Annotated in this window: 27 protein-coding genes; 5 read left to right on the top strand and 22 right to left on the bottom strand. The window is 42.5% G+C overall.

Annotated elements, in window-relative coordinates; genetic code table 11:
• Nucleotides 1-44: 44 nt before the first annotated feature.
• The 8 genes from hisIE to ACLGGR_RS08015 are packed head-to-tail and all read right to left on the bottom strand — an operon-like array spanning nt 45 to nt 6,480.
• The gene (hisIE, locus tag ACLGGR_RS08050) at nt 45-674 is read right to left on the bottom strand and encodes a bifunctional phosphoribosyl-AMP cyclohydrolase/phosphoribosyl-ATP diphosphatase HisIE (protein WP_142945269.1); all 630 of its coding nucleotides are present in this window, start codon (nt 672-674) and stop codon (nt 45-47) included.
• Nucleotides 671-1,429, bottom strand: coding sequence for an imidazole glycerol phosphate synthase subunit HisF (hisF, locus tag ACLGGR_RS08045; protein WP_410972851.1), 759 nt, complete (start codon nt 1,427-1,429; stop codon nt 671-673). The genes hisIE and hisF overlap by 4 nt, the downstream gene beginning before the upstream one ends.
• Nucleotides 1,426-2,163 (bottom strand): 1-(5-phosphoribosyl)-5-[(5-phosphoribosylamino)methylideneamino]imidazole-4-carboxamide isomerase, encoded by a 738-nt coding sequence (hisA, locus tag ACLGGR_RS08040; protein WP_410972850.1) that lies wholly within the window; start codon nt 2,161-2,163, stop codon nt 1,426-1,428. Before hisA ends, hisF begins: the two co-directional genes overlap by 4 nt.
• A complete protein-coding gene (hisH, locus tag ACLGGR_RS08035; RefSeq protein ID WP_142945272.1) occupies nt 2,160-2,798 on the bottom strand; it encodes an imidazole glycerol phosphate synthase subunit HisH in 639 nt (212 codons plus the stop codon). The genes hisA and hisH overlap by 4 nt, the downstream gene beginning before the upstream one ends.
• Nucleotides 2,798-3,382 carry an imidazoleglycerol-phosphate dehydratase HisB gene (gene hisB / locus ACLGGR_RS08030; protein WP_041115604.1) on the bottom strand — a complete coding sequence of 195 codons (585 nt, stop codon included), beginning with the start codon at nt 3,380-3,382 and terminating at the stop codon, nt 2,798-2,800. Before hisB ends, hisH begins: the two co-directional genes overlap by 1 nt.
• A complete protein-coding gene (hisD, locus tag ACLGGR_RS08025) occupies nt 3,382-4,668 on the bottom strand; it encodes a histidinol dehydrogenase (RefSeq protein ID WP_142945273.1) in 1,287 nt (428 codons plus the stop codon). Before hisD ends, hisB begins: the two co-directional genes overlap by 1 nt.
• Entirely contained in the window at nt 4,665-5,312 is a 648-nt protein-coding gene (gene hisG, locus ACLGGR_RS08020; protein WP_059376603.1) for an ATP phosphoribosyltransferase, read from the bottom strand. The genes hisD and hisG overlap by 4 nt, the downstream gene beginning before the upstream one ends.
• Complete coding sequence (locus ACLGGR_RS08015) at nt 5,305-6,480, bottom strand: ATP phosphoribosyltransferase regulatory subunit (RefSeq protein WP_410972849.1); 1,176 nt, start codon at nt 6,478-6,480, stop codon at nt 5,305-5,307. Before ACLGGR_RS08015 ends, hisG begins: the two co-directional genes overlap by 8 nt.
• Nucleotides 6,481-6,713: 233 nt before the next feature.
• On the opposite strand from ACLGGR_RS08015, the gene ACLGGR_RS08010 reads away from it, so the two are divergent.
• Nucleotides 6,714-7,502 carry a C39 family peptidase gene (locus ACLGGR_RS08010; protein WP_410972848.1) on the top strand — a complete coding sequence of 263 codons (789 nt, stop codon included), beginning with the start codon at nt 6,714-6,716 and terminating at the stop codon, nt 7,500-7,502.
• A gap of 40 nt (nt 7,503-7,542) precedes the next feature.
• Here the strand turns inward: ACLGGR_RS08010 and ACLGGR_RS08005 are convergent, their stop codons facing one another.
• The 8 genes from ACLGGR_RS08005 to hprK form a co-directional block, all read right to left on the bottom strand.
• The gene (locus tag ACLGGR_RS08005; RefSeq protein ID WP_410972847.1) at nt 7,543-8,166 is read right to left on the bottom strand and encodes a DsbA family protein; all 624 of its coding nucleotides are present in this window, start codon (nt 8,164-8,166) and stop codon (nt 7,543-7,545) included.
• A gap of 29 nt (nt 8,167-8,195) precedes the next feature.
• The gene (locus ACLGGR_RS08000; RefSeq protein ID WP_410972846.1) at nt 8,196-8,837 is read right to left on the bottom strand and encodes an NAD(P)-dependent oxidoreductase; all 642 of its coding nucleotides are present in this window, start codon (nt 8,835-8,837) and stop codon (nt 8,196-8,198) included.
• An 87-nt stretch (nt 8,838-8,924) separates the two neighbouring features.
• Entirely contained in the window at nt 8,925-9,353 is a 429-nt protein-coding gene (locus tag ACLGGR_RS07995; protein ID WP_024423567.1) for an Rrf2 family transcriptional regulator, read from the bottom strand.
• Nucleotides 9,354-9,422: 69 nt separating this feature from the next.
• Nucleotides 9,423-9,941, bottom strand: a complete 519-nt coding sequence (locus tag ACLGGR_RS07990) for an acyltransferase (RefSeq protein WP_142945280.1) — start codon at nt 9,939-9,941, stop codon at nt 9,423-9,425.
• A gap of 1 nt (nt 9,942) precedes the next feature.
• Complete coding sequence (gene ppaX / locus ACLGGR_RS07985; protein ID WP_024423569.1) at nt 9,943-10,593, bottom strand: pyrophosphatase PpaX; 651 nt, start codon at nt 10,591-10,593, stop codon at nt 9,943-9,945.
• On the bottom strand, nt 10,590-11,534 hold the full coding sequence (locus ACLGGR_RS07980; protein WP_410972845.1) for a nucleoside recognition domain-containing protein: 945 nt from the start codon (nt 11,532-11,534) through the stop codon (nt 10,590-10,592). The genes ppaX and ACLGGR_RS07980 overlap by 4 nt, the downstream gene beginning before the upstream one ends.
• Before the next feature lie 19 nt (nt 11,535-11,553).
• Entirely contained in the window at nt 11,554-12,378 is an 825-nt protein-coding gene (gene lgt, locus ACLGGR_RS07975; protein WP_142945282.1) for a prolipoprotein diacylglyceryl transferase, read from the bottom strand.
• An 11-nt stretch (nt 12,379-12,389) separates the two neighbouring features.
• Entirely contained in the window at nt 12,390-13,322 is a 933-nt protein-coding gene (hprK, locus tag ACLGGR_RS07970) for an HPr(Ser) kinase/phosphatase (RefSeq protein WP_024423572.1), read from the bottom strand.
• 177 nt (nt 13,323-13,499) lie between these two features.
• Here hprK and nagA point away from each other — a divergent pair, with 177 nt between their 5' ends.
• From nagA to ACLGGR_RS07955, 3 genes are read left to right on the top strand one after another with little or no spacing between them, the layout of a single operon-like run.
• Nucleotides 13,500-14,690 carry an N-acetylglucosamine-6-phosphate deacetylase gene (gene nagA, locus ACLGGR_RS07965; protein ID WP_410972844.1) on the top strand — a complete coding sequence of 397 codons (1,191 nt, stop codon included), beginning with the start codon at nt 13,500-13,502 and terminating at the stop codon, nt 14,688-14,690.
• Nucleotides 14,690-15,415, top strand: a complete 726-nt coding sequence (gene nagB, locus ACLGGR_RS07960) for a glucosamine-6-phosphate deaminase (RefSeq protein WP_142945284.1) — start codon at nt 14,690-14,692, stop codon at nt 15,413-15,415. The genes nagA and nagB overlap by 1 nt, the downstream gene beginning before the upstream one ends.
• Nucleotides 15,416-15,433: 18 nt before the next feature.
• Nucleotides 15,434-16,159 carry a GntR family transcriptional regulator gene (locus ACLGGR_RS07955; protein ID WP_410972843.1) on the top strand — a complete coding sequence of 242 codons (726 nt, stop codon included), beginning with the start codon at nt 15,434-15,436 and terminating at the stop codon, nt 16,157-16,159.
• A 29-nt stretch (nt 16,160-16,188) separates the two neighbouring features.
• On the opposite strand, the gene ACLGGR_RS07950 is transcribed toward ACLGGR_RS07955, so the two are convergent.
• The 5 genes from ACLGGR_RS07950 to ACLGGR_RS07930 form a co-directional block, all read right to left on the bottom strand.
• Complete coding sequence (locus tag ACLGGR_RS07950; protein ID WP_410972842.1) at nt 16,189-20,043, bottom strand: lamin tail domain-containing metallophosphoesterase family protein; 3,855 nt, start codon at nt 20,041-20,043, stop codon at nt 16,189-16,191.
• Between the two features lie 94 nt (nt 20,044-20,137).
• A complete protein-coding gene (locus ACLGGR_RS07945) occupies nt 20,138-20,524 on the bottom strand; it encodes a phage holin family protein (RefSeq protein ID WP_142945287.1) in 387 nt (128 codons plus the stop codon).
• On the bottom strand, nt 20,525-20,719 hold the full coding sequence (locus ACLGGR_RS07940) for a PspC domain-containing protein (protein WP_024423578.1): 195 nt from the start codon (nt 20,717-20,719) through the stop codon (nt 20,525-20,527).
• A gap of 6 nt (nt 20,720-20,725) precedes the next feature.
• Nucleotides 20,726-21,817 carry a DUF4097 family beta strand repeat-containing protein gene (locus tag ACLGGR_RS07935; protein ID WP_142945288.1) on the bottom strand — a complete coding sequence of 364 codons (1,092 nt, stop codon included), beginning with the start codon at nt 21,815-21,817 and terminating at the stop codon, nt 20,726-20,728.
• Between the two features lie 11 nt (nt 21,818-21,828).
• On the bottom strand, nt 21,829-22,164 hold the full coding sequence (locus ACLGGR_RS07930; RefSeq protein ID WP_095409647.1) for a DUF4870 domain-containing protein: 336 nt from the start codon (nt 22,162-22,164) through the stop codon (nt 21,829-21,831).
• A gap of 197 nt (nt 22,165-22,361) precedes the next feature.
• Between ACLGGR_RS07930 and ACLGGR_RS07925 the strand changes: the two genes are divergently transcribed.
• Complete coding sequence (locus ACLGGR_RS07925; RefSeq protein WP_048237529.1) at nt 22,362-22,592, top strand: hypothetical protein; 231 nt, start codon at nt 22,362-22,364, stop codon at nt 22,590-22,592.
• A gap of 57 nt (nt 22,593-22,649) precedes the next feature.
• Here the strand turns inward: ACLGGR_RS07925 and ACLGGR_RS07920 are convergent.
• A protein-coding gene (locus ACLGGR_RS07920; RefSeq protein WP_410972841.1) for an IS3 family transposase occupies nt 22,650-23,800 on the bottom strand; the annotation gives its coding sequence in 2 pieces (ribosomal slippage) (nt 22,650-23,527 and nt 23,527-23,800; 1,152 coding nt in all).
• Between the last annotated feature and the right edge of the window lie 78 nt (nt 23,801-23,878).

Here is a 23,878-nt window from a genome sequence, read left to right as displayed (position 1 = left end):
TGTTTTTCATATAAAATGAAAAAGCCAGGGATATCCCCAGCTTTTCATTCACCTTGATGACGTTTTTTTAATACCTTTAATACATCATCAAGCGGCAATTGCTGTTCGCGTAATAATACAAGAAGATGATAGAGGAGGTCAGCAGTTTCCCATTTCAATTCTTCTTGATCCCTGTTTTTCGCTGCAATGATCACTTCGGACGCTTCTTCCCCTACCTTTTTCAGGATTTTATCGACCCCTTTTTCAAATAGATAGGTTGTATAAGCACCTTCTGGCATTTCCGCCTGACGCTTTGCAATGACCTGTTCAAGTTCATTTAATATCGCAAAACGATCCTGCTCTTCGCTTTGGCTCTTTTCGCCTTCTTCCGAAAAGCAGCTATAGCTGCCAGTATGGCAGGCTGGGCCGCTTGGTTTCACAAGGACAAGCAAAGCATCCTTGTCACAGTCATATCGAATAGAAGTCACTTGCTGGGTATGTCCAGAGGTGGCGCCTTTGTGCCAAAGCTCGTTTCTCGACCGGCTATAAAACCATGTTTCACCGGTCTCCAGCGTTTTTTCATAGGATTCTTGATTCATATATGCCAGCGTCAATACTTCCTTACTTTGAGCATCCTGTACAATCGCAGGAATCAGGCCTGCCTCATTAAAGGTTAATTCGTTTGCCTGTTTCATCTGACCTTCACCCCGTGTTCTCTCAAATATGTCTTCACCTCATGAATGGAGGTTTCTTTATAATGGAAAATAGAGGCTGCTAATGCTGCATCAGCTTCTCCTTTTGTAAATGCCTCCAGCATATGCTGGGCATTGCCAGCGCCGCCAGAAGCGATAACTGGCACAGTGACTGCCTCTGATACAAGCTTTGTCAATCGATGATCAAAGCCTGTCTTTTCACCATCGGCATCCATACTTGTCAGCAAAATCTCTCCTGCACCTCTCTGCACAGCTTCCTTCGCCCAGTCGCTGACCTCTAAATCTGTTTGACGGCGTCCTCCGTGTGTATAGACCATATATGCTTTTTTCTCTTCATCGTATTTTGCGTCAATTGCAACAACGATACACTGGGAGCCAAAAAAGGCAGCTCCTTCTGAAATCAGTTCCGGCCTTAACACAGCTGCTGTGTTGACAGATACTTTATCTGCACCCGCTCTTAATATACGCTTCATGTCATCAAGGTGGTTAATCCCGCCTCCCACCGTAAATGGTATGGCAAGAGTGGACGCGACTTGTTTGACCACATCCACCATCGTTTTCCGGCCCTCATGAGAAGCAGAAATATCAAGGAAGACGAGTTCATCCGCCCCTTCCTCATCATAGAGCTGCGCTAATTCTACCGGATCACCAGCATCCTTTAAGCCAAGGAATTGCACCCCTTTGACAACACGCCCTTCCTTCACATCAAGACATGGGATGATTCGTTTTGTCATCATATGCGGTCAAGCCCTTCAAACGCTTCTGCTAAAGTAAACTGCTTTGTGTAAAGTGCTTTTCCAACGATTGCACCAGACACACCAGACTGTTTTTGCGCTGACAGCTTTTGAAGATCAGCTACTGCGCTGACACCACCTGAAGCAATCACTTGTTTGCCGGTTGCTTCTGCTAAGCGAACCGTGCTTTCCACATTTGGACCAGACAGCATGCCATCCATTTGAATATCGGTAAAAATAAAGACCTCTGCGCCTTCCTTTGCCAATTCCCTGCCGAGTTCCTCCGCCTTCACTTTAGACGTTTCAAGCCATCCTTCAGTCGATACAAAGCCATTTCGCGCATCAATCCCAATCGCTATTTTCTCTCCATATTGCGCCAGCATTTTTTTCACAAAGGCTGGGTTAGATACAGCTGAGCTGCCGAGAATCACTCTATCTACGCCGTTGTTTAAATAAAAGGCAACGTCTTCTTCTGTCCGAATACCGCCGCCGATTTGCACCTTCACATCTAAGGAGGAAGCAATCGCCAGCACATGCTCATGATTGACACGTTTCCCTGCTTTTGCACCATCTAGATCGACAAGATGAATCCATTTTGCTCCTTCTTTTACAAATTGCGCGGCCATATCGAGCGGTGAATCTCCATAAATGGTTTCTTGATCATAATCTCCTTGCACAAGACGTACACATTTGCCATTTCTCATATCAATCGCTGGATATAATGTAAACTCACTCATTTGCTCACCCTCTGTTCGTTTGCTAATTGAATAAATTGTTTGAGCAGCGCCATTCCTGTTGTGCTGCTTTTTTCAGGGTGAAACTGTGCACCAAGCACATTTCCCTTGCCAACAACTGCTGGTACTTGAACACCATAGTCCGCGCTTGCTAATTGCTCATCTGGATTCATATTACTCACATAATAAGAGTGAACAAAGTACGCAAATCCTTCCGGTACACCGTCAAACAATGGGGAGGGCTGATGAAATGTGAGCTCATTCCACCCCATATGAGGTACCTTCAGTCTTTGCCCGTCCTGATCACGATCCTTTAAAAGAACGACACGCCCTTTTAACAACCCCAATCCTTTTGTGTGTCCTGCCTCTTCGCTTTCTTCAAATAACAGCTGCATGCCAAGACAAATGCCGAATAACAGCTTTCCTTCCTCTACGACTTGATGGATAAACGCCTCAAGTCCTGTCTGTTTTAACAGCTGCATTGCATCACGAAACGAACCGACCCCGGGCAAAATATAAGCATCTGCTTTTTTCAGCTCCTCCACATCAGAGGAGACGATATAGCGGGCACCTGCTCGTTCCAGTGCTTTTGATACGCTGAACAAATTTCCCATTCCGTAATCAATGACTCCGATCATTAGAGCATCCCCTTTGTTGATGGTATCCCTTTCACTCGTGGATCAATGGTTGTTGCTTCATCTAAGGCACGTGCCATCGCTTTAAAAATGGCTTCAATTATATGATGTGTATTGGTTCCGTAGTGAACAATGACATGAAGATTGATCCGGGCTTCAAGTGCAAATTTCCACAGAAACTCATGTACTAGCTCTGTATCAAAGGTACCAACCTTTTGACTCGGAAAGGCCGCTCTCATTTCCAAATGAGGACGATTGCTTAAATCGACCACGACTTGGGCAAGTGTTTCATCCATCGGAACAAAGCTTGATCCATATCGCTTAATTCCTTTTTTATCGCCTAACGCTTCCTTAAACATTTGCCCAAGTACAATGCCGATATCTTCTGTTGTGTGGTGATCATCAACATCCGTATCTCCTTTCGCATCGACGGTCAAATTAAAGTGTCCATGCTTCGTAAATAAATCAAGCATGTGCGTCATAAAAGGGACATCTGTTTGAATATCCGCTTTTCCTTCTCCATCAATTTCTAGCGCTAATGAAATGTTCGTTTCATTTGTTTTTCTCGATGTTTTCGCCTGTCTCATTACGATTCCTCCCGCTTTCTCGCTTCAATCGACCTTGCATGTGCTTCAAGCCCTTCTAATCTGGCAAATGCCGCAATGCTTTCCCTGTGTGTTTCAAAGGCCTCTTGACTATATGAAATAATGCTCGTTTTCTTTTGAAAATCAGTCACACCAAGCGGGCTGGAGAATCGAGCTGTTCCGTTTGTTGGCAGCACATGATTCGGCCCTGCAAAATAATCGCCCACTGGCTCTGGACTATAGCGTCCTAAGAAAATCGCGCCAGCATGCTTGATTTGACCAAGAAGTGATTCCGGATATGCTGTCAGCACCTCTAAGTGCTCTGGTGCTAATTGATTGACGACATCTACTGCACGATCGATTGATTCTGTCACGTAAATACGGCCATGATCTTGTATGGATTGTGCTGCGATTGATTTTCTCGGTAAAATATCCAGCTGCTTTCGCACTTCAGCCTGCACGCTTTCAGCAAGTGTCTTAGACGGTGTCACCAAAATACTAGATGCCAGCGCATCATGCTCTGCCTGCGAAAGTAAATCCGCCGCTACCTCATGCGCGACTGCTGTTTCGTCTGCTAGAACTGCAATTTCACTTGGGCCTGCAATCATATCAATATCTACCTGACCAAATACTTCCCGCTTTGCCAGCGCTACATAAATGTTCCCTGGACCTGTGATTTTATCAACAGGCTTGATGCTGTCCGTTCCATAGGCAAGTGCCGCAACCGCCTGTGCTCCGCCCATTTTATACATCTCAGAAATACCAAGCTCCTTCGCAGCAGCCAGTACAGCGTCAGAAAGACAGCCATCTTTCCCAGGAGGTGTCACAAGAACGATTCGTTCAACGCCAGCGACTAGCGCAGGGATCACATTCATTAATACAGATGATGGATAGGCAGCTGTTCCGCCGGGGACATACACACCTACCGCATCAAGCGGCGTTACCTTTTGTCCAAGCATTGAACCATCCTTTTGGTGATAAAACCAAGAGGACGTCAGCTGACGCTCGTGGTATGTGCGAATATGCTTTATAGCCGTTTGAATAATTTGAACCATCTCTTTGTCCAAGCGGTCGCAGGCTTTTGCCATTTCATCTTCTGTGACAAGTGGATTTTCAATCAACACACCGTCAAATTGCTTTGTAAAAGACCGTACAGCTTCATCACCATTTGTTCTCACTTCTTGTATAATGCGCTGAACAGCCTGACGCTGCTCTTCTGTTCCTGTATCTAAAGACCGTTTGAGTGAGAGAGTATCTGTCTCACCTTCTTGTAAGTAGGTGATGTTCATGATGATTCCTCCCCTTCTCCTTCAATGATTCTTGCAAGACGCTGCGCCATTTCATCGATCACCGTATCCTTCATCCTATAGCTCACAGGATTAACAATAAAACGTGACGTGATATCACAAATATGCTCTGTTTCCACAAGGCCATTTTCCTTTAGAGTTTGACCTGTGGAGACAATGTCCACAATGCGATCGGCCAGCCCAATAAGCGGTGCTAATTCAATGGAACCATTCAGTTTAATGATCTCCACCTGTTCCCCTTGCTCTCTAAAATAGGACGATGCGACATTTGGGTACTTTGTCGCCACACGCGGCGCGACACCACCCCAGCTCGCTCCCGGCAATCCAGCAACAGCTAGATGACATTTACTAATGTTTAAATCGAGCACTTCGTACACATCACGAGCTTCTTCGAGCATGACGTCCTTCCCTGCAATGCCAACATCCGCCACGCCGTGCTCTACGTAGGTGGTCACATCCATTGGCTTAGCTAAAATAAAGCGGAGGTTTTCTTCTGGTACATCAATGATTAATTTTCTTGAATCCTCGAATTCCTCTGGCAGCTGGTACCCCGCCTGTCTTAACAGCCCTGCTGCTTCTTCAAATATTCGCCCCTTTGGCATCGCCATCGTCAACACTTTACCCATTTTGCTCTTCCTTTCTAGCGCCGATAAAATAAGTCACCTGCTCAAATGCCTTGGTCATCGCGTCAATATTTTCAATCCCCGCTAAGTCTTGCAGGACGATCTTTTTCCCTTTTGACCGCTCCTTTTCTGCAAAAGCAAAAGCTTCCAGTCTTTGTTTTTTGCTAAAAATCACAGCCTCCTGCGGCTCAATGATTTCTTTTGCATCGAGCGCTTCAAGAAGACGGTCTAGTCGAAGTCCGAACCCTGTAGCTGGTGCAGGTGCATCAAAATGAGCAAGCAATTGATCATATCTACCGCCGCTTCCGATGACCGACCCAACATGATCTGCAAATACTTCAAACAAAATACCCGTATAATAGCTCATATGACTCACCATGCTTAAATCTAAACGGATATATTCTGTACAGCCGTAATCTTCAAGTGTCTCCCAAAGCGACTTTAACTGTGCGAGCACCTCTTTTCCTTCTTGTGAAACAACGATTTCCTCTGCCCGCTCTATGACCTCTTGGCCGCCTCTTAGCTCTAAAAGCTGTAACAGCCTCGTTTTATCGATGGAGGAAAGCGGCAATTGTTTCACATGCTGACGGTATCCTACATAATTCTTTTCATATAAGAAGCGGCGAAGGACGTTTGCACGCTCTGTATTTCCGAGTACATCGACAAATAACGTCTCTGCTAAAGCGACATGCCCGATCGCAATTTTGAAGGACCTTAGCCCGGCATTTTTTAAGGCAAATACGGCAAGCGCGATGACTTCAGCATCTGCACTAATCGAATCATCACCAATCAATTCAATTCCGACCTGCTCAAACTCTGACGGCCTTCCGCCTTCTCTTTCCTGGGCACGGAACACATTGGCTGCATACCCAACACGAAGCGGATACGCCTGCTGGTGAAGCTTAGAAGCCGCCACCCTTGCAATCGGACCTGTCATATCAGGTCTCAGTACAAGGGTTTGCCCGTTTTGGTCAAGCAGCTTAAAAAGCTGTGTATCAGTAATCGCCGATTGCACACCGACTGTATCGTAAAATTCAAGCGTTGGTGTCTCCATCAAACGGAAACCCCAACCAGTCATGACCTCTGTTAAGGAATGTCTCACTTTTTTCTTCGTCTCATACAATCCAGGTAATGAATCCCGCATACCATATGGTTTCTCAAACATAAACATGTTTCTTCCGCACCTCCAACACATTAAAACGAAAAATTCCGAATCCTTTAGTTCGCTAATATGATAATATGCTAACAAAATAAAGTGATTAAATCAATCATTTTTATCTCTCCCTATTTTCATCAACATATTCTGGAATTATTACATTCAAGTGACACCTGTGCCTTTTCTGTATGTTCGGTGAAAGAACGTGCTATAATACTTAAAAATATTGAATAACACAGGAGATTACAGTGAAATTCATCCAGACATTAATTTTAACTTTGTTGTGCGCATGTATTGTTTATTTCGGCTTTATATACGTTTCACAAATCGACCAAGTCAAGAAAACAGCATCCCCGCAAGAAGCAGCAAAAGAAAACGATACGGCACTTGCGGCTGAAGAAACTCATTCAACGAAAAAAGCAGAAACCACACATCAATCATTAAAAGGAAGCAAAAAAGCCATGGACGTCATCCTCTACAATCAAATGGATGCACCAAGGCTTTATAACGGATGCGAGGTCACAAGCTTAGCGATGCTGCTTCATTACAGCGGCTATGAGCATGTAACGAAAAACGAATTGGCAAATGAAGTAAAACGTGTTCCGCTCACTTATGAAAATGGCTTAAAAGGAGACCCTCATGACGGGTTTGTAGGCGATATGGAGAATGGACCGGGTCTTGGTGTTTACCATGAACCGATTTATCAGCTTGCGAAAAAATATGCGGGCGATCAAGTTGTCGACTTAACTGGAAAGCCTGTTAAAAAGGCCATCTATCAATCACTTGAAAAGGGCTATCCTGTCTGGGTGATTACGACATCCACCTTTGACAAAACAGATAACATCGAAACTTGGAATACACCAAATGGCAAAATAGATGTAAGTTTTAATGTGCATAGCGTGGTCATCACAGGCTATGACAAGGAGCATGTCTACTTGAATAATCCATACGGAGAAAAGAATCAGAAAGTCGATCGTGATCGGTTTGAAGATTCTTGGGAACAGATGGGCAGTCAGGCGATTATCATAAAAGCGTAAAAAAACAACCTCTATGCAGATAGAGGTTGTTTTTAATGATTTATTTTTCTAGTAATTCCTTCAGGCGGGCTTCAAGCTTTTCAGCTGTCATCGCACCTCCACCGAGGCTGAAGTATTCATCCCCTCTTTTTAATAAAAGAGTAGGATAGCTATTCACCTGAAGTTGATGCACCTTCGCAAAGTCGGCATATGCATCATTGATCGCTTCTTTTGTTTTCATGCGTTCAATGACTGCGTCAGGATCAAGATGATGCGCCAAAGCGATGTCCCGATAAGTTTTTTCATCACTCAAGCTTTTTCCGTCTTGATAAAAAGCCTTTTGCATCGATGAAGCCAAATACAATGCGCGCTCAGGTGCGATGGATCTTAAGGCAGAAAAACCAATGGCCGCAGCCTCAGAGTCTAAAAGAAACGTTCCGTTTGCTAATAGCTCCTCATAACGTTCACCAAACTCGACTCCAGTCAGCTGACTAATACGCTGATTGACTTCTTGAATGTATGGATAATTCTTTATGGGAAGACTTCTTTCTCCTACAAATAAACCGCCCGACACAAGTGTTAGTGATATCTCCGGATGATTTTCATGCAAAGTGCGGATACTGTTTGAAAATCCATAACACCAGCCACAATACGCATCCCATACATAGATGGTTAGACTCCTCATTTATCATTTTTATGCGGCCGTGTAACTGCTTATTCGGCTTCAGATACAACGGTAAAACGTTCTCCAACATGGGCTGCCTGCTCCACTTCATCAACCAGCGCAATGGCATAGTCAGCATAGCTTACATAGCTGTCACCTTTAGAATTGACAATCAGATGGTCTTTCCCTTTCACGTAAGAACCTGTACGTTTGCCAGCTGGATTAAAGAATGCAGCCGGGCTGAGGAAGGTCCATTTTAATCCCTCTGTCTGTTGAAGATCTTTTAGGTTTTCTCCTTGCTGTGTAGCCGTAGCAGCATACTCTTTTGGAAATTCTGGTGTGTCCACAAGTCTTGTTGTTTTCGCCTCATCTACAAATAGACTTCCTGCTCCGCCCACAACGATCAAACGAGTCTCAGGTGCGTCTTTTAAAATATCAATCAGCTTTTTCCCAGCTTCTACGTGAAGGTGCTCTTTTCCAGCAGGTGCGCCAAATGCATTCACAATGACATCAAAGCCTTTAATGTCTTCTGCTTGCAAGTGAAACACATCCTTCTCAAGAACAGCTAGTGATGAATCTGTCACCTTTTGTGCATCTCGGACGATCGCCGTTACTTCATGTCCTCTTGATTGAGCCTCTTTCACAATTTCTTGTCCTGCTTTACCTGTTGCGCCAATAATTCCAATTTTCATGTTAACTCCTCCTGCAATATGTTTTTATGTTGATAAAGAAAGGTGTAACTAATACGGTTACAACAGAGGTAAAAAAAATTGAATAGATCATCCAATTTTTTTGATTAGCACATGCGTTAGTTCACTTAATTTGATCTCAGCAAGTACTTGCTCCATCGCACTTTGAGCGCGGCATAAAATTAATTCAAGCACCGCTTGAATATTTGCACCGATCGGACAGTCAGGATTTGGGCTTTCATGAATTTGAAACAATTCTCCCTCATCCACGACTTCAACCGCTTTATACACATCGAGCAGTGTGATGTCGTCTTCACTGCGGTTCAGCTGAGAACCACCTTTGCCAAGACTCGTTGAGATTAGGCCTGCTTTTTTTAATTTACTCATAATGCGGCGGATGACCACTGGGTTTGTATTCACACTTCCCGCGATATCCTCCGATGTCTGTAATGATCCTTTTTCAAGTGATAGCAAGGCCAGAATATGGACAGCGACAGTAAATCTGCTGCTGATTTTCATGTTTTCTCACCTCTGTTGTAATCATTATAGTTACACCATGTCGCATTGTCAACAAAAAAGTCTGCCGAGCTACTCAGCAGACGTAGATTGACGTGCTTCCATTTCTTCTTTCGTATAAATCATGCGCATTGGATTTCCTCCAACAAATGAGCCTGCTGGCACATCCTTATGAACAAGTGTACCAGCCGATACGATCGCTCCATCCCCAATGGTCACACCAGGTAAAATAGTTGAGTTAGCTCCAATTAAGACTTCATCACCAATATAGACTTCCCCAAGTCTGTACTCTTTAATCAAATACTCATGGGACAAGATGGTCGTGTTATAGCCAATCACACTATTTCGACCGACAGTGATTTTCTCAGGAAACATCAGATCAACCATCACCATTAAGGCAAACGCCGTATCCTCGCCGACCTTCATACGAAGAAAGGTTCGGTATATCCAATTTTTCATTCCCATAAAAGGCGTGTACCTTGCCATTTGAATAAAAATGAAGTTTTTCACCACTTTGAAAAAGGGAACTGTCCGATAGACTTGTCGTAGCGAATTAACCCCTTTTACAGGATAACGAACTGTTTTTCTCAACTTAATCAGCTCCAACAATCGCCAGGAGATCACTCATTTTCTTGAGCATGAAATCAGGGCGATGCTTTAAAAGGGCCTCTTCTCCCTTAATAGACCAAGCAACACCTGCCGTTTTTGTCCCTGCCGCTTGACCAGACAAAATGTCGTGATAATTATCACCGACCATCACAGCTTCATGCGGATCACTGCCAAGCTTTGATAATGCCAGCTGAACAGGCTCCGGATGCGGCTTCTCATTTTGCACATCATCGAGCGTCACAATGACCTCAAAGAACGGCTCTAAACCGGTCAGCTTCAATCCCATTAAAACCGTATCCCGTATCTTCGTTGTGACAATACCGAGCTTAAATCCTCGATCCTGCAGGACTTTCAATGTGTCGATAACCGTCTCATATTCAGTCACAAGCAGATCATGCTGCTTATGATTAAACGTGCGGTACATCTGAATCATATCATCCGTCAAATCAGGGTCCATCGCAGAGAATGTATCAAACAAGGACGGACCAATGAAATGAAGAATATCCTCACGGCTGTACTGACCAGGGTAATAATGATCCAGCGTATGCTGAAATGAAGCAATAATTAATTCATTTGTATTGATTAATGTGCCATCTAAATCAAATAGCACTGTGTTGATCGTCGATTCGTTCATATGGCTTCCTTTCTAACAGCTGCAAGTTCCCGCTTCCGCCAAATATAGCTAATAGCAGCTGTCAATAAAATTGCAGAAATCAGGCGGATGACAAGAAGCGGCCATACTGGAATGCCAAGTGGAATAAAAATTAGCGTATCTTCGACCACCGCATGGCAGGCAACGAGGAAAATAAAGGCAAGAGTTAAGTCCTTTTTACTCACACCGTCCTCTTCCACTGCCTTCATCATCACACCGGCTCCGTACGCCAGACCAATCGTTAATCCAGCCACCATCGTCATAGACGTATTTTCTTTCATTCCAAGCATTCTAGTAAAAGGTGACAGCCACTTAGACAGTGTATGAAGCCACCCTAAATCTCTCATGAATTGAATGATGATCATGAGAGGGATGACGATACAGGCGAGCTGGATCACACCGAGTACAGCTTTTTGTAAAGCAAGCAGGACGATCATGTACCAGCTAGAAGGCACATCAGCCGCCTGAGCTGCCGTCAGCAGTCCATATTGCGCCGGCTCCTCGCCTCCCTGCCAAACGAGATGAATGACAATAGCCGAAATAACAGCAAGACTGATTCTGACCAACAAAATCACAGACACTCTCAGTCCAACCTTTGCTGCCACTGTCGATTCGATGATCAGGTTATGGCAAAAGGACAGCATCACTGCCAAAATAAACACTTCCTTCACAGGAAGCTCTAATGTCAAAATGGCTGCAATCCCCGCATACAAGTTCAGCATATTTCCTAATACAAGCGGAATAGCCGCTTCTCCCGAAAGACCAAACACCCCCATAAATGGCCGAATGAATTGTATGATCCAATCCATTACAGGCGTATGCTGCAAGATACTGACGAGAATGGTAACTGGAAAGATGACTTTGCCAAGTGTCCAAGTTGTCGATAGCCCTGCTTTTAAGCCGTTTTTCCATGTCTCTCCCATCTCTTATGATCCCCCCTGCTTAATTCGATGAGTTGTTCTCTTTATACGGAATCGATGCGTATCCTTTCATTCTTCTAAAGAAAATCAGTAGAACAGCCGCTACGAATATCGCAATCGAAATCATCTGTGCCATTCGAAGATGCTCTGTCAGCATTAAGCTGTCTGTTCTCATCCCTTCAATGAAGAAACGGCCGATTGAATACCAAATTAAATAAGACAAGAAGATTTCGCCTCTTCGCAGCGATGTTCTGCGTAGTAAAATCAATATGACAACACCGGCAAGATTCCATAATGATTCGTATAAGAACGTCGGTTGATAATAGGTCCCATCAATATACATTTGATTAATGATAAACTCAGGCAGATGCAAATTTTCTAAAAAGGCTCTTGAAACTGCCTCACCATGCGCTTCTTGGTTAATAAAGTTCCCCCAGCGCCCAATTGCCTGCGCTAGTAAAATACTAGGTGCTGCGACGTCAGCTATTTTCCAAAAGGATACCTTTCTCACTTTTGTAAAAACGATGGCTGTCAGTACGGCACCGATCAGCCCGCCGTGAATCGCAATTCCACCATTCCAAATTTTAATGATTTCGTTTGGGTGCTGCTGATAGTAATCCCATTCGAAGGATACATAATAAATTCGTGCACAAATAATCGCTATTGGAATGGCAAATAAGATTAAGTCAATAAACATATCTTTATTGATTCCTCTTTTTTCACATTCTCTCAGTGCGAGCCAAAGTCCAAGCAAGGCCCCGACCCCAATAATCACACCATACCAATGAACCGAAATAGGTCCAAGCTGAAAAGCGATCGGATCTATTGGCTGAATTGCTTCGTTCATATAGTCAACTCCTATTCATCCTGGCCATTGTCTTCAATGACATCGGCAAGTTTACTTGTAAATTGTTCCGCTGCATTATGTCCCATACGTTTCAGCCTGAAGTTCATCGCAGCCACCTCAATGATGACAGCTAAGTTTCGACCTGGCCGTACAGGGATCGTCAGCTTCGGTACATCTGTATCGATGATTCGCATTTTCTCTTCTTCAAGTCCTAAACGATCATACTGTTTGCCTTGTTCCCAAAGCTCAAGGTTCATCACAATCGTAATTCTCTTATAGCTTCTGACAGCGCCTGCTCCAAATAAGGTCATCACATTAATAATGCCTAACCCGCGGATTTCTAAAAGATGTTCAATCAGCTCTGGTGCGCTCCCGACTAACGTATCCTGATCCTCTTGACGGATTTCAACGCAATCGTCTGCGACCAGCCGGTGTCCCCTCTTCACTAATTCTAAGGCTGTTTCACTTTTTCCTACTCCGCTTTTCCCAATTAATAATACACCTACACCATATACATCTACGAGCACACCATGAATAGCAGTCGTTGGTGCAAGTTTACTTTCTAAAAAGTTGGTCAATCGACTCGAAAGTCTTGTCGTTTTTAGGCTAGATCGTAAAACGGGCACACCATTTTCATTTGATGCTTCAATTAATTCCTTCGGGACATCACGATCTCGTGACAAAATAATTGCAGGGGTAATATCTGTACAAAGAGACATCATTCTCTGCTTTCGCTCTCGTTCTGGGAGCTGCTCAAAAAAAGAAAGCTCTGTTTTCCCTAAAAGTTGAACTCTTTCTTTTGGGTAATATGTAAAATAACCAGCCATTTCAATACCTGGTCTGGAAAGATCACTGATTGTAATGGGACGATTAATCCCTTCTTCCCCACTTACCAGTTCAAGATGAAATTGTTCCATTATGTCCTTCGTACGAACTTTCGGCACGCTTCTTCCTCCTTTTATCACAGGCGATTCAGAAATACAGCTCTATTTTATCACTTTCAATGATGAACCCAAAACAGTATTTTATCCTGTTCCTGTTTCACTGCCCTAACTGGTATAGACAACTATACTTAAAAAGAGTAAACTTAAAGCAAAGATAACGAATTAGGGGGCTCAAACATGAGCGGTTCTTTATTGCTCTCCAATATTCATATTGTGACAAAAACAATGATCATTGAAAACGGTTTTGTCGGTTTACGCGATGGCAAGATTGACTATATTTCAACATCACCACCGACAGGAAATTATGAAAAAGTATATATTTCCCGGGAAAACTTTTATTTACTCCCCGGAATGATTGATATTCACATCCATGGAGGCTATGGTGCAGACATGATGGATGCGACGGCAGAAGCGATGAATACACTCGCTGACAACCTACCATCAGAAGGAACGACAAGTTTTTTAGCGACAACCATCACACAAAACCATCATGAGATTGAGCAGGCACTTAAAAATGTCGCTCAGTGGAAACAAAGTAATGAAGCACAAGCAGGAAGTCAGGCACAATGTATAGGAATCCACCTCGAAGGCCCATTTATTTCTAAAGATAAGGCAGGGGCACAGCCTGTTCAATGGATTAAACAGCCGGACATCCCGCTTTTTAAAAAATGGCTGGATGCTTCTGATCAGCTCATTCGAATTGTCACGTTTGCGCCTGAGGAAGACACAGATTTTGCATTCCTTTCCCTATTACAGGAAAAGAACATTATCCCTTCTATTGGACATACGAATGCCCATCATGACATGATGAATTTAGCAGCTAAGCATGGTGCACGCCATGTAACGCATCTTTATAACGCACTGAGTTCATTTCAGCACCGTGAACCGAATGCTGTAGGTGCTGCTCTTACGAATGAAAACCTTTATACCGAGCTGATCACAGATGGGATTCATTCCCATTCCCTATCCATCAAACTTGCGTATTTGGCAAAAGGTTGTGATCGTTTAATCATGATCACAGACTCGATGCGTGCAAAAGGACTCGGGAATGGAACATACGAATTTGGCGGTCAGGCGGTCACAGTCAGCGGCGAAAAAGCATTGCTGGACGATGGTACACTTGCAGGATCAATTTTGCGAATGAAAGATGGCGTCAAACGGATGAAACAGCTCACCGATTGTGAGTGGACAGAGATTGCAAAGATGACCTCAACCAATGCAGCCGCTCAGCTGGGACTTGATCAACAGCTAGGTTCAATCGAAGTTGGAAAACTAGCTGATTTGGTGATTTGGGATGAATCTGGTGAACTGATGATGACGATCTGCCGTGGACAAATCGTCTTTGAAAAAAAGGAGGCCAACCACTAATGAACATCATCGAATTTGAAAGCAAAGATCAACTAGGAAAAGAAGCAGCTGCGATTATTGCAAGGACAATAGCTGCTAAACCCGATGCCGTACTCGGCCTAGCAACGGGCGGTACACCGATTGATACTTACAAAGAGTTAATTCAGCTTCATCAAGCGCATCAATTGTCTTTCAAGCAAACAAAAACAATCAATTTAGATGAATATGCAGGACTTGATCCAGAACACGAAAATAGTTATATGACCTACATGAAACGTCATTTATTTGATCATATTGATCTCCCTCATGATCAGTATTTTCTTCCAAATGGCACTGCAGTTTATTTAGAAAAGGAATGCTTAAGATATGACCAGCTCATTGAGGATATAGGCGGCATCGATCTTCAGCTCCTTGGAATCGGTCAAAATGGCCATATCGGTTTTAACGAACCTGGTACCCCTTTCAACTCAAAGACTCATGTCGTCCAGTTAGATGAAAACACGAGACAGGCCAATGCAAGATACTTTTCTTCTATTGATGAGGTACCTACACATGCCATCACGATGGGAATTGCGAGCATTCTTTCAAGTAAAAAGATTCTCCTTCTTGCTTCAGGAAAATCAAAAGCGAAAGTGATACAATATTTAGAACAGGCAGAGATTCATCCAGACTTCCCAGCATCTGCACTGAAACTTCATGAAGATGTAACGGTTTTGATTGATCGAGAAGCTGGATCACTACGCTAAAAACGAGAGGATTTTCACATGTTTATTGATAAGCAGTCACCTATTCCGATGTACCATCAGATTATGGAGAACCTGAAAAAACAGATTGAGGATGGAACATTAGCACCTGATACACTCATTCCTTCTGAAAGAGAATATGCCGAACGCTTTGGTATTAGCCGAATGACTGTCAGACAAGCCTTATCGAATCTTGTGAACGAAGGATATTTGTATCGACAAAAAGGAAAAGGCACCTTTATTAGCCGAAAAAAGTTTGAACAGCCGCTTCAAGGCTTAACAAGCTTTTCAGAGGATATGCGCCAGCGTGGACTCAAAGCATCAAGCCAGCTGATTGACTTCAAAAAAACCGCATGTCCAGAGCACTTGCTGCCAGTCTTACAGCTGTCTAATAGTGATGCTGTATTTGAGCTCAAACGGATACGCCTTGCAAATGATGAACCGATGGCGATTGAAACGAGCTATATACCTGAAAGATTTGCCGGAGATTTAACAAAGAAACATTTAACTGGCTCTTTATATGAATATATAGAAACTCACACTGGCCATGTCATTGCCCATGCAAAACAGGAACTTGAAGCCAATGTTGCCTCAAAGGAAGAAGCAAACTTGCTGTCTATTTCAACAGGCGATCCTGTGCTGTCAATAACAAGAACGACTTTTTTTCAACAAGACATTCCATTTGAGTATGTCGTTTCTGTTTATAGAGGGGATCGTTACAAGCTCATTCATACAATGGAAAGATAAACAGTGCCCCTGACACGGAGCACTGTTTTTTATTTCCTAAGAAATTTTGTTTCATCATCATCTTTTGTATGAATTTTCCATATAGGTGAGATGGCTTTTCCTTGAAAACGATCTTTTGCTACAGTGTACCAATAATAATCTTCATTTGGCTTTAAGCCCTTCCACTCAAAGCTCGCTTTTTTGCCGCTTTTTATACCTCGCGCCTCTCCTAGAAGAACATTCGTATACACATTGAGTTCAAAATAATTGGTTTTGACAGATTTCATTTTCGGTGTCAAATCCACATCGATTGAAAATTCATCTTGATCTCCATACGTTTTAGGATCATAAAAATGCTCTTGATTCAAGTAAGGAGAGTATGTCGTAAAGTGAAGCTGATTTTTTTCTTGATCGGCTGTTATCACCCTCATAAACCCCTGACCACCTTCAGGTCCTGACTGATAATCGGCGAGTATTTGATATACTTTCCTGTCTACTTTTCCATCATGGTCATCATCAAGCTCATCTACTTTCCTGCTTGCTCCATGGTAATGACCGCTAAATACGGCCACAATATTAGGATGGCGTTTCACCACTTGGTGGAAGATGAGGTCACCAATCGGGCTTCGGTTGCCGCTCACTAACAAATACTCATGGAAATTTAAAATGACGATACGATCTGGATGCTCAGAAATTACACGGTTTAACCAATCAATTTCATCTTGCTTAATTCCCCAGCCCATGTACACCATCATATAATCATTACCGCCGGCAGAGATGAGATCATAATGACCTTTATTGTTTCGATAGGATTCACCATAGTAAGGCTTATCAGCAAAGCGTTTTTCCCCGAAATATTTCCCGTATTCCGCATAAACACCGTCCTTGTGTCTAACATCATGATTTCCTGCTAAAACACCATAAGGGATGTGATTCTCATCTAATACTCGCATAAATGTATCAGCTCGCTGCCATTGCTTATCCTTTGAATCATCCACAATATCGCCTGTATGGAACACATATTGAATGTTTAATTTTTCCCTCTGATCTCTGATCCATTCGACCATTTGTTTAAAGATATGAGGGTAGCTCTTTGCATAATATTGAGTGTCAGACATCCATACCATCTTATATGGCTTTTGCGATTTGCTGATTTCATCCTGTACTAGCAAATCAAACGTTTGATTCTTCATGTACTGTCTCACTGACAGCAGCCCTTTCAGGTAAAATTCCTTTGAATCCTTGGCAAAGTGATGAGTGATTTTATCCCACTCTTCCTGCTGGTGATTCCATGCGTACATTGTCACCTTTCTACCTGACAGTGAACTCCCTTTCCATACAGCTTCTACGACATCCTTTTCACGTACATCATGATGAACCTTAATTTGAAAACGGTGATAAGGAAAGCGCTGTAAATCCTTCGTTTCAACTGCCTTCCCATCAACAAATGCAATACGGTTCCTTTCTTGATCAGAAAAGATCATTTCTCCTTTTTGGAGATAACTCTTTGGCGGTTCTGTCTCTGCTGCATACTTAAAAATTTTCATTGAAGGATGCAGCGATGTATATTGATAGGCACGATAAAAAGAGTAATCTAACTTATCATTCGTTGGATCCTTGGTTAGCACAGTTTGCTTTGATGATTTCATTTTCGTCTTATCTGCGACCCGTTCTGGTGTTTCAGGATGCTCATGTACCGTCTTGAACTCTTTTTTCAACGTCGACATGTTCCCGGCAGCGTCCTTTGCTTTGATTGTCAACGTGTGCTTCCCAGGCTTTAATTCACTAGAGGACGTCTGATATGGCAAAGAAACTGGTTTGCCATCTACATATGCCTTCAACTCCTCTATGTCACTAAAGCGATCCGTTACTTTTGCTTTTAATGTAAAGGCGCCTTTATATTGATCCTTTGCTTGTACGTTGGTCTTAATTCTCGGCCCAGTGTTATCAACTTTCACACGTACTGAAGCATGCTCGTCTGAGGTTTTGGCCTCAATTAGGTGCGGCCCTTCTTTCAGCCTTCTTGTGTCCCATTTCATATAGGTTGAAACATAAGCCTCTTTTGGAATCTCAAATTGAAACGTTCTCACCTTTTTTGCGTTCCCGCTGTCTCCCATTCTCCATTCTTTTTGCGGCTTCGCATTGATTGGCGGAATTTGTGTTCCATTCGATAAGATCATCCTGACGTTTTTCAATTCAAAATCATCATGATTCTCTCCAGGCAGCCGGTCCATCGGAGAAGACTTCGTGCCAGCGTGGAAAGAGATCGTTTGGAGACCTGCCCTTTTTATCTCTTCTTCGGGTATTGGCATTGTATAGGTACGATACACTTTAGTCGAATCATCAAAAATAGAAAGTAAACGCTTACCTATAGACACACCATTTTTAAAATATAAATTTGTTCCTTTGACTTCAAATGCGATATATGGATCTGCTTCAAGGGCAGAGGATACTTGCTGATTACGTTTTCCATCTATCCTTAATTCGATGCTTTTTTTCTGATCAGACGTTGCCTTTAATGAAAATAACCCTGAAACCGTATCTCCCTCTTCTACATTGAATCTTAGACCGTGGGCTTTGCTGACCTGCTCCACATCAATCGTTTTTTTCAACGTCTTGGCTTCATTTTCGCCGTCTGACGCTTCAAGCTGATATTCCAATTGTTCTTTCCCAATCAACTCAGGTGAATAAATAATATGATGAAATAATCGGTCATTATGGTCTTTTTGCAGCAGTATTTCCTTGAACGCATCTTTTCGATTCGTTCGATAGCGCAGCTTGACGGTTTTCACAGCCTGATCATCTTGGACATCAGCTTTAATCTCTACGCTTTCAGTTGGTTTCACTGGCTTCCTCACTGTCATATCTTCAATCACAGGTTTATGGATATCTTGAGAAATTTCCTTTTTCTCAGATGGAATTTGTGCTTTTAGCACTTTACCTGGAGTGGGTTCTTCCTCAATTTTCGAAATCAGCTTCGTCTGCGTGGTACCATCCATTGGATACTTAAACAGCAAGGATTTATGCTCGCTAAACCATGATGGCTTCAAACGAAATGCGGCAGAAGAAATCTCTTCACCTATATTTGTTGTGATTGAAACAAGACGAGATTTAGAGTTGGACAGCCCTTTGCTCTCGATAATGGATAAATGCTCGCCCTCTTTTAATTGGCTTTTGTACATGGCATTAAAGTCCGCTGCAGTTAAATGCTCCTGCCCTTTTTTTCTCAGCCAGAACACATAAGGTTTTCCCGGTGAAATGGTGACTGGATTTGAGTGGAAGGAATATACGTCATCCATTTCGATGCCCTGTGCAGGATTGCGGTAGCGGAGCTGATAATGTTTAAGAGAGATAGGCGCATGTGTCGTGTTATACACTTCGATAAACTCAAAAGCATCTTTGCCTTTTCGGTTTTTTGAATTGACGACAATTTCTGTGATGAATAAGTCCGGAATATGCGAAAGATCCTCTTCAAACCCATTTAAATGAACCGATTTCTCAGCCGTTTTGATCACTGATTTTTGCGTAAGGAACTCTGTATAGTAACGAACGGTTGGATTCCATAATTGATCTGGCGGAATTTTCGCTGTAAATTCTGGCTTCATTCCTGGCAGCCGTTCCATTGGAATCAAGCGGTACCCCAGTTCATCACTTTGTTTATAGTACAAGTTCGCAGACAAAATCTGTTCTTGATCACTAATGGACGCACGAAACTGAAGATCATGGCTTTTTCCTTGAACCGGGCGGACGTCCACATGAAATTGGTCAAAGATAAAAGGAGAAAAAGGCTTGTCCGGTACATTCACTTCTGTTTGAAGAAAAGGCCCTGCTGAAGCAGGCTGGCTGAAACAAAAAAGAATGATAAAAAAACATAAAAGCATGATTTGTCTGCTCACGTTCACCATCTTACACCGCCTCCCTTCGGATATTGTGTCTCCTGAAGGTGGTTTTTATGTCAGATGGAACGGAGAAACGATACAAATTTGCACAAAAAAACCGTTAGCTTTTTTTCGCTAACGGCTCTACAATTCCTTTTTGTATCAACAGATGGAAAATGGATAAAATGACAGCCATCCAAATGGCCGTTCCGAATCCATCAATGTTAAAGCTATCTCCCATAAAGCTCGATGTCATCATGAGTGTAATCGCATTGATGACAAATAAGAACAATCCAAGTGAAAGGACGGTCACTGGAAGCGTTAAAATGATCAAAAACGGCTTCACTAAAATATTGAGCAAGGACAAAATGATACTTGCCACAATGGCTGCGCCAAACCCTTCGATATACACGCTTCCAAGCCCAGGCAGAATGCCCGAATCAAAATATCCCGCAATGACGATTAAAAGTAATGCATTTACTAAAATACTGACGATCCATCTAAACATTTATTTAGTGCCTTCTTCCGGAACAACAAAATACCAGATGAAGTAGATCAGGAAGATCGGCATAAATGCTGTCAAAAATCCGATGATGACGGTTAAAATGCGAAGCAGGGATGCATCCACGCTTAAGTATTCCGCAAGTCCACCAACAACACCCGCTATTTTTTTATCTGTTGCTGAACGATAAAGCTTCTTCATGTAGAATCACTCCTTGTCTGATTGGTGCTTTACTTGTATTGAGCCTGTTTTTGTTTCTGCAAAAATGGATATACTGTGCGCCGCTTGTTGATTGGCTTTGATCATTTTCTCTTTTTGTAATGTTTCATTTTTTTCTTTAATCATCTCTGCATCAAGTAAATCGTGAGAGATAGAACCGAGATTGCTTTTCAGCTCAGCAGTTACTGCACAAGCACGCGGGATTTGAACGTCCACACTGCCTGTTGTCGTTTTCGTATAGATGGAACGGCACTTTTCATCTGACAGCTGAACTGCAATATTTCCGTTAAAGCTTTGGGCATCAATTGATTCACTTTTCCCGCGCAGGTCTATGAGCCCATTGATGGTTTCTACTTCAATCATACCACACTCGTGATCTGCCAGTTTAATTTGTCCGTTTGCAGTTTCAATTCCAACTTTTTCTGCCTGTAACGAAGCAAAAGAGACAACCCCATTTGTGGTTTTCGCGGCAAGTTCTTTTGTCTTTAGCTTTTCCCCGCGAATCGGCCCATTAAACAGCTTGACCTTGATCTTATCGTATTGGATACGCGGTACGTATAAAGTAACATTGACTTTCATCGTCTTCTTTTCGGTTCGAATAAAAAATTTATCTCCTTCAAGACCGCAGTCCAATTGATTGAGAAATTGCTGTCTTGCCTGCTCGCCATCCTCTGCACGGTAGATTTTCGCATGGCACTCAGCTCGAATATCTCGATCGTCCCAAGGCATCACGTTGAGGCTGCCGTTCGCCAATTGAATATCTAAATGAGAAAGCGATGCATCTTTGAACTGAAAAATGTGCTCAACATCAACGGACTGTCCAAAGTTCAAATCAAGATCCACGTCTTTTACCTTTTTCACCGCAGAATCTAACCAGCCAAACAGCTTTGCCCCAAGATTTTCGGTGCCGTTTCCTTTGCTCTCTGCTCCAGCTTTTTCTTCATGAAAGGTGTGCTCAGCTGTAGATTTTTCTAATGAGACTGACTGACTTTCTTCTAGTTTTTCCAGCAGCGTAATTGCTTCTTTTGCTGATAATATCCCGTCTTCTACTAATTTTAAAATTCGTTCTTTTTCATTCATACAAAGCCCTCCTAAGATTTGATGGATTGAAGTACTTTAATACCTTGAATGATATTCCAAATGACAGAGATCAAAAAGCCAATGACTACTAAAAAAGACAAGATGAACACCGTCATGACTGGAATGAGCGAGTCGCCTGCCTGTGTCGCCAATAAAAATGGGATAGACCCAAAAACCAATAGAATGCACGCCGCGACTGGCAAAAGATGTGACCATAATGCCCGCATCGCGTGCCGCTTCGTTTCCTTTTGATCTACTACAAAAAACGCCACGATCGGTACGATAAACGGCATAAAAAATACACTAAAGTAACAAATAGAAGCAATAATCGACTGATCTCTATTCATATATATTCGCTCCTTCATAACGAAAATTCCTTTCTAACTCATACGTTTATTGCGTATAAAAAGTTTCAAAATCATTCGATTTACATATGACCTTAGACACAAATTATTTCTTTTTACACCTAAGAGTAGATTCTTCACAGATTACCCTTTAAAATATGTTGAAAAGATGGTGATTATCAATATAGGGGGTAATTATTTTGACAGATCATCATAATTCAAAACAAACGGCTCAAACGCTTTTAGACCTTATACAGAAACAGAAAAGCATGAACAGCGATATGATCAAGGAGCTTGAGACCATTCATCCGTCTCATCCAAAGTATGGTGATATCCGTTATTTAAAGGTGCTGCTCGACAGCAGCAGCACCCATATTTTAAAGGATTTAACGCACCTCAGTAATTTAATGCCGAAGGAAGATGTGCAATAAAAGAAAACCCCTCTTATGGGACTGACCCCCGTTATTGAGACAGGGATCAAAACACCTTTATACAGCCAATTGCCGATAGTTTATCGGTGATTGGTTGTTTAGTTTCTTTTGAATACGAATGTTGTTATAATAATAAATGTATTCTTTGACAGTGCGTTCTACGATGGTGGTCGTAGTTCGATCAATGCTGTTAAGATAGAACGTTTCAGACTTTAGTGAGGAATGAAACGATTCGATGGAGGCATTATCAGCGGGCGTCCCTTTACGGGACATGCTCATGGTAATGCCTTTTATATGAACAGCTTTCTGATACTCGTAAGATGTATACACAGAACCTTGGTCGCTATGTAACACGCAGTTCTCAGGCAGTGCTGGGAGCTGATCAAGTGTGTTTAAGATAAAGTCTGTGTCCTGCTTATCGCCAATCGTAAAAGCAATCACTTCTCCATTATATAAATCCGATATACTGGAAAGGTACAATTGTTTCTGTCCATAAGGCAAATACGTGATGTCCGTTACTAGTTTTTCAAGAGGGCGATCAGACTGAAAGTTCCGATCGAGTATATTACCAGCCACGGCATAGGGTTGCCCATTCTTCTTACGCTTTTTCATTTTAACCCGGCATTGCCACTGGTTTTTCTGCATGATACGTTGAACAGTTTTATGGTTAATACGCATTCTCGCTTTTAGTATGGCTGTAATTTTCCGGTATCCATATCGATACTTATGTTCTCGGCACAACGTGCCGATTTGTTTCTCTAGTTGTCTTTTAGAATGATTCTGAGTCAGATTCTTTTTCCATCTATAGTACGAAGCGCGTGAGATGCCTAAATGGGCACAGATGCCCTGTACTGTCATCTTTTTGCACAATTCTTCTACCAGTTTGATTGACGTTTCCTTATCAACTTCCTTTCCAATTCGTTGTACTTTTTTAAAACTTCATTCTGTTGACTCAGATAGCGATTTTCTGCCCGCAGTCTCTCTAATTCAGAAGAGTACTCAGGACCCTTTCCATGGGTATATTGTTTTCCAACAGGCTGTTCGAACCGGTGTGTATCCCCAGCCTTATGCCACCTCACCCATGTCTGAACCTGCGTTTTATTTTTGATATTCAATTCCTGCATGATCTCTTTCATTGATACGCCTGCCAATCTCATTTCTACAGCTTTCTGTTTGACTTCAACCGGATAACTCACTCTTGTCCCCATAGAAAAAACACCTCCATGTTTTATTTCGGATCACAACGATCCATTTTCAAACTTGAAGGTGTTTTTTATTTGTCTCAT

It is taken from the genome of Bacillus sp. BD48 (assembly GCF_046566805.1).
Lineage (GTDB): Bacteria > Bacillota > Bacilli > Bacillales > Bacillaceae > Bacillus > Bacillus safensis.
Note: the sequence above shows the minus strand (reverse complement) of the source record. Positions and strands in the feature narration are given on the sequence as shown.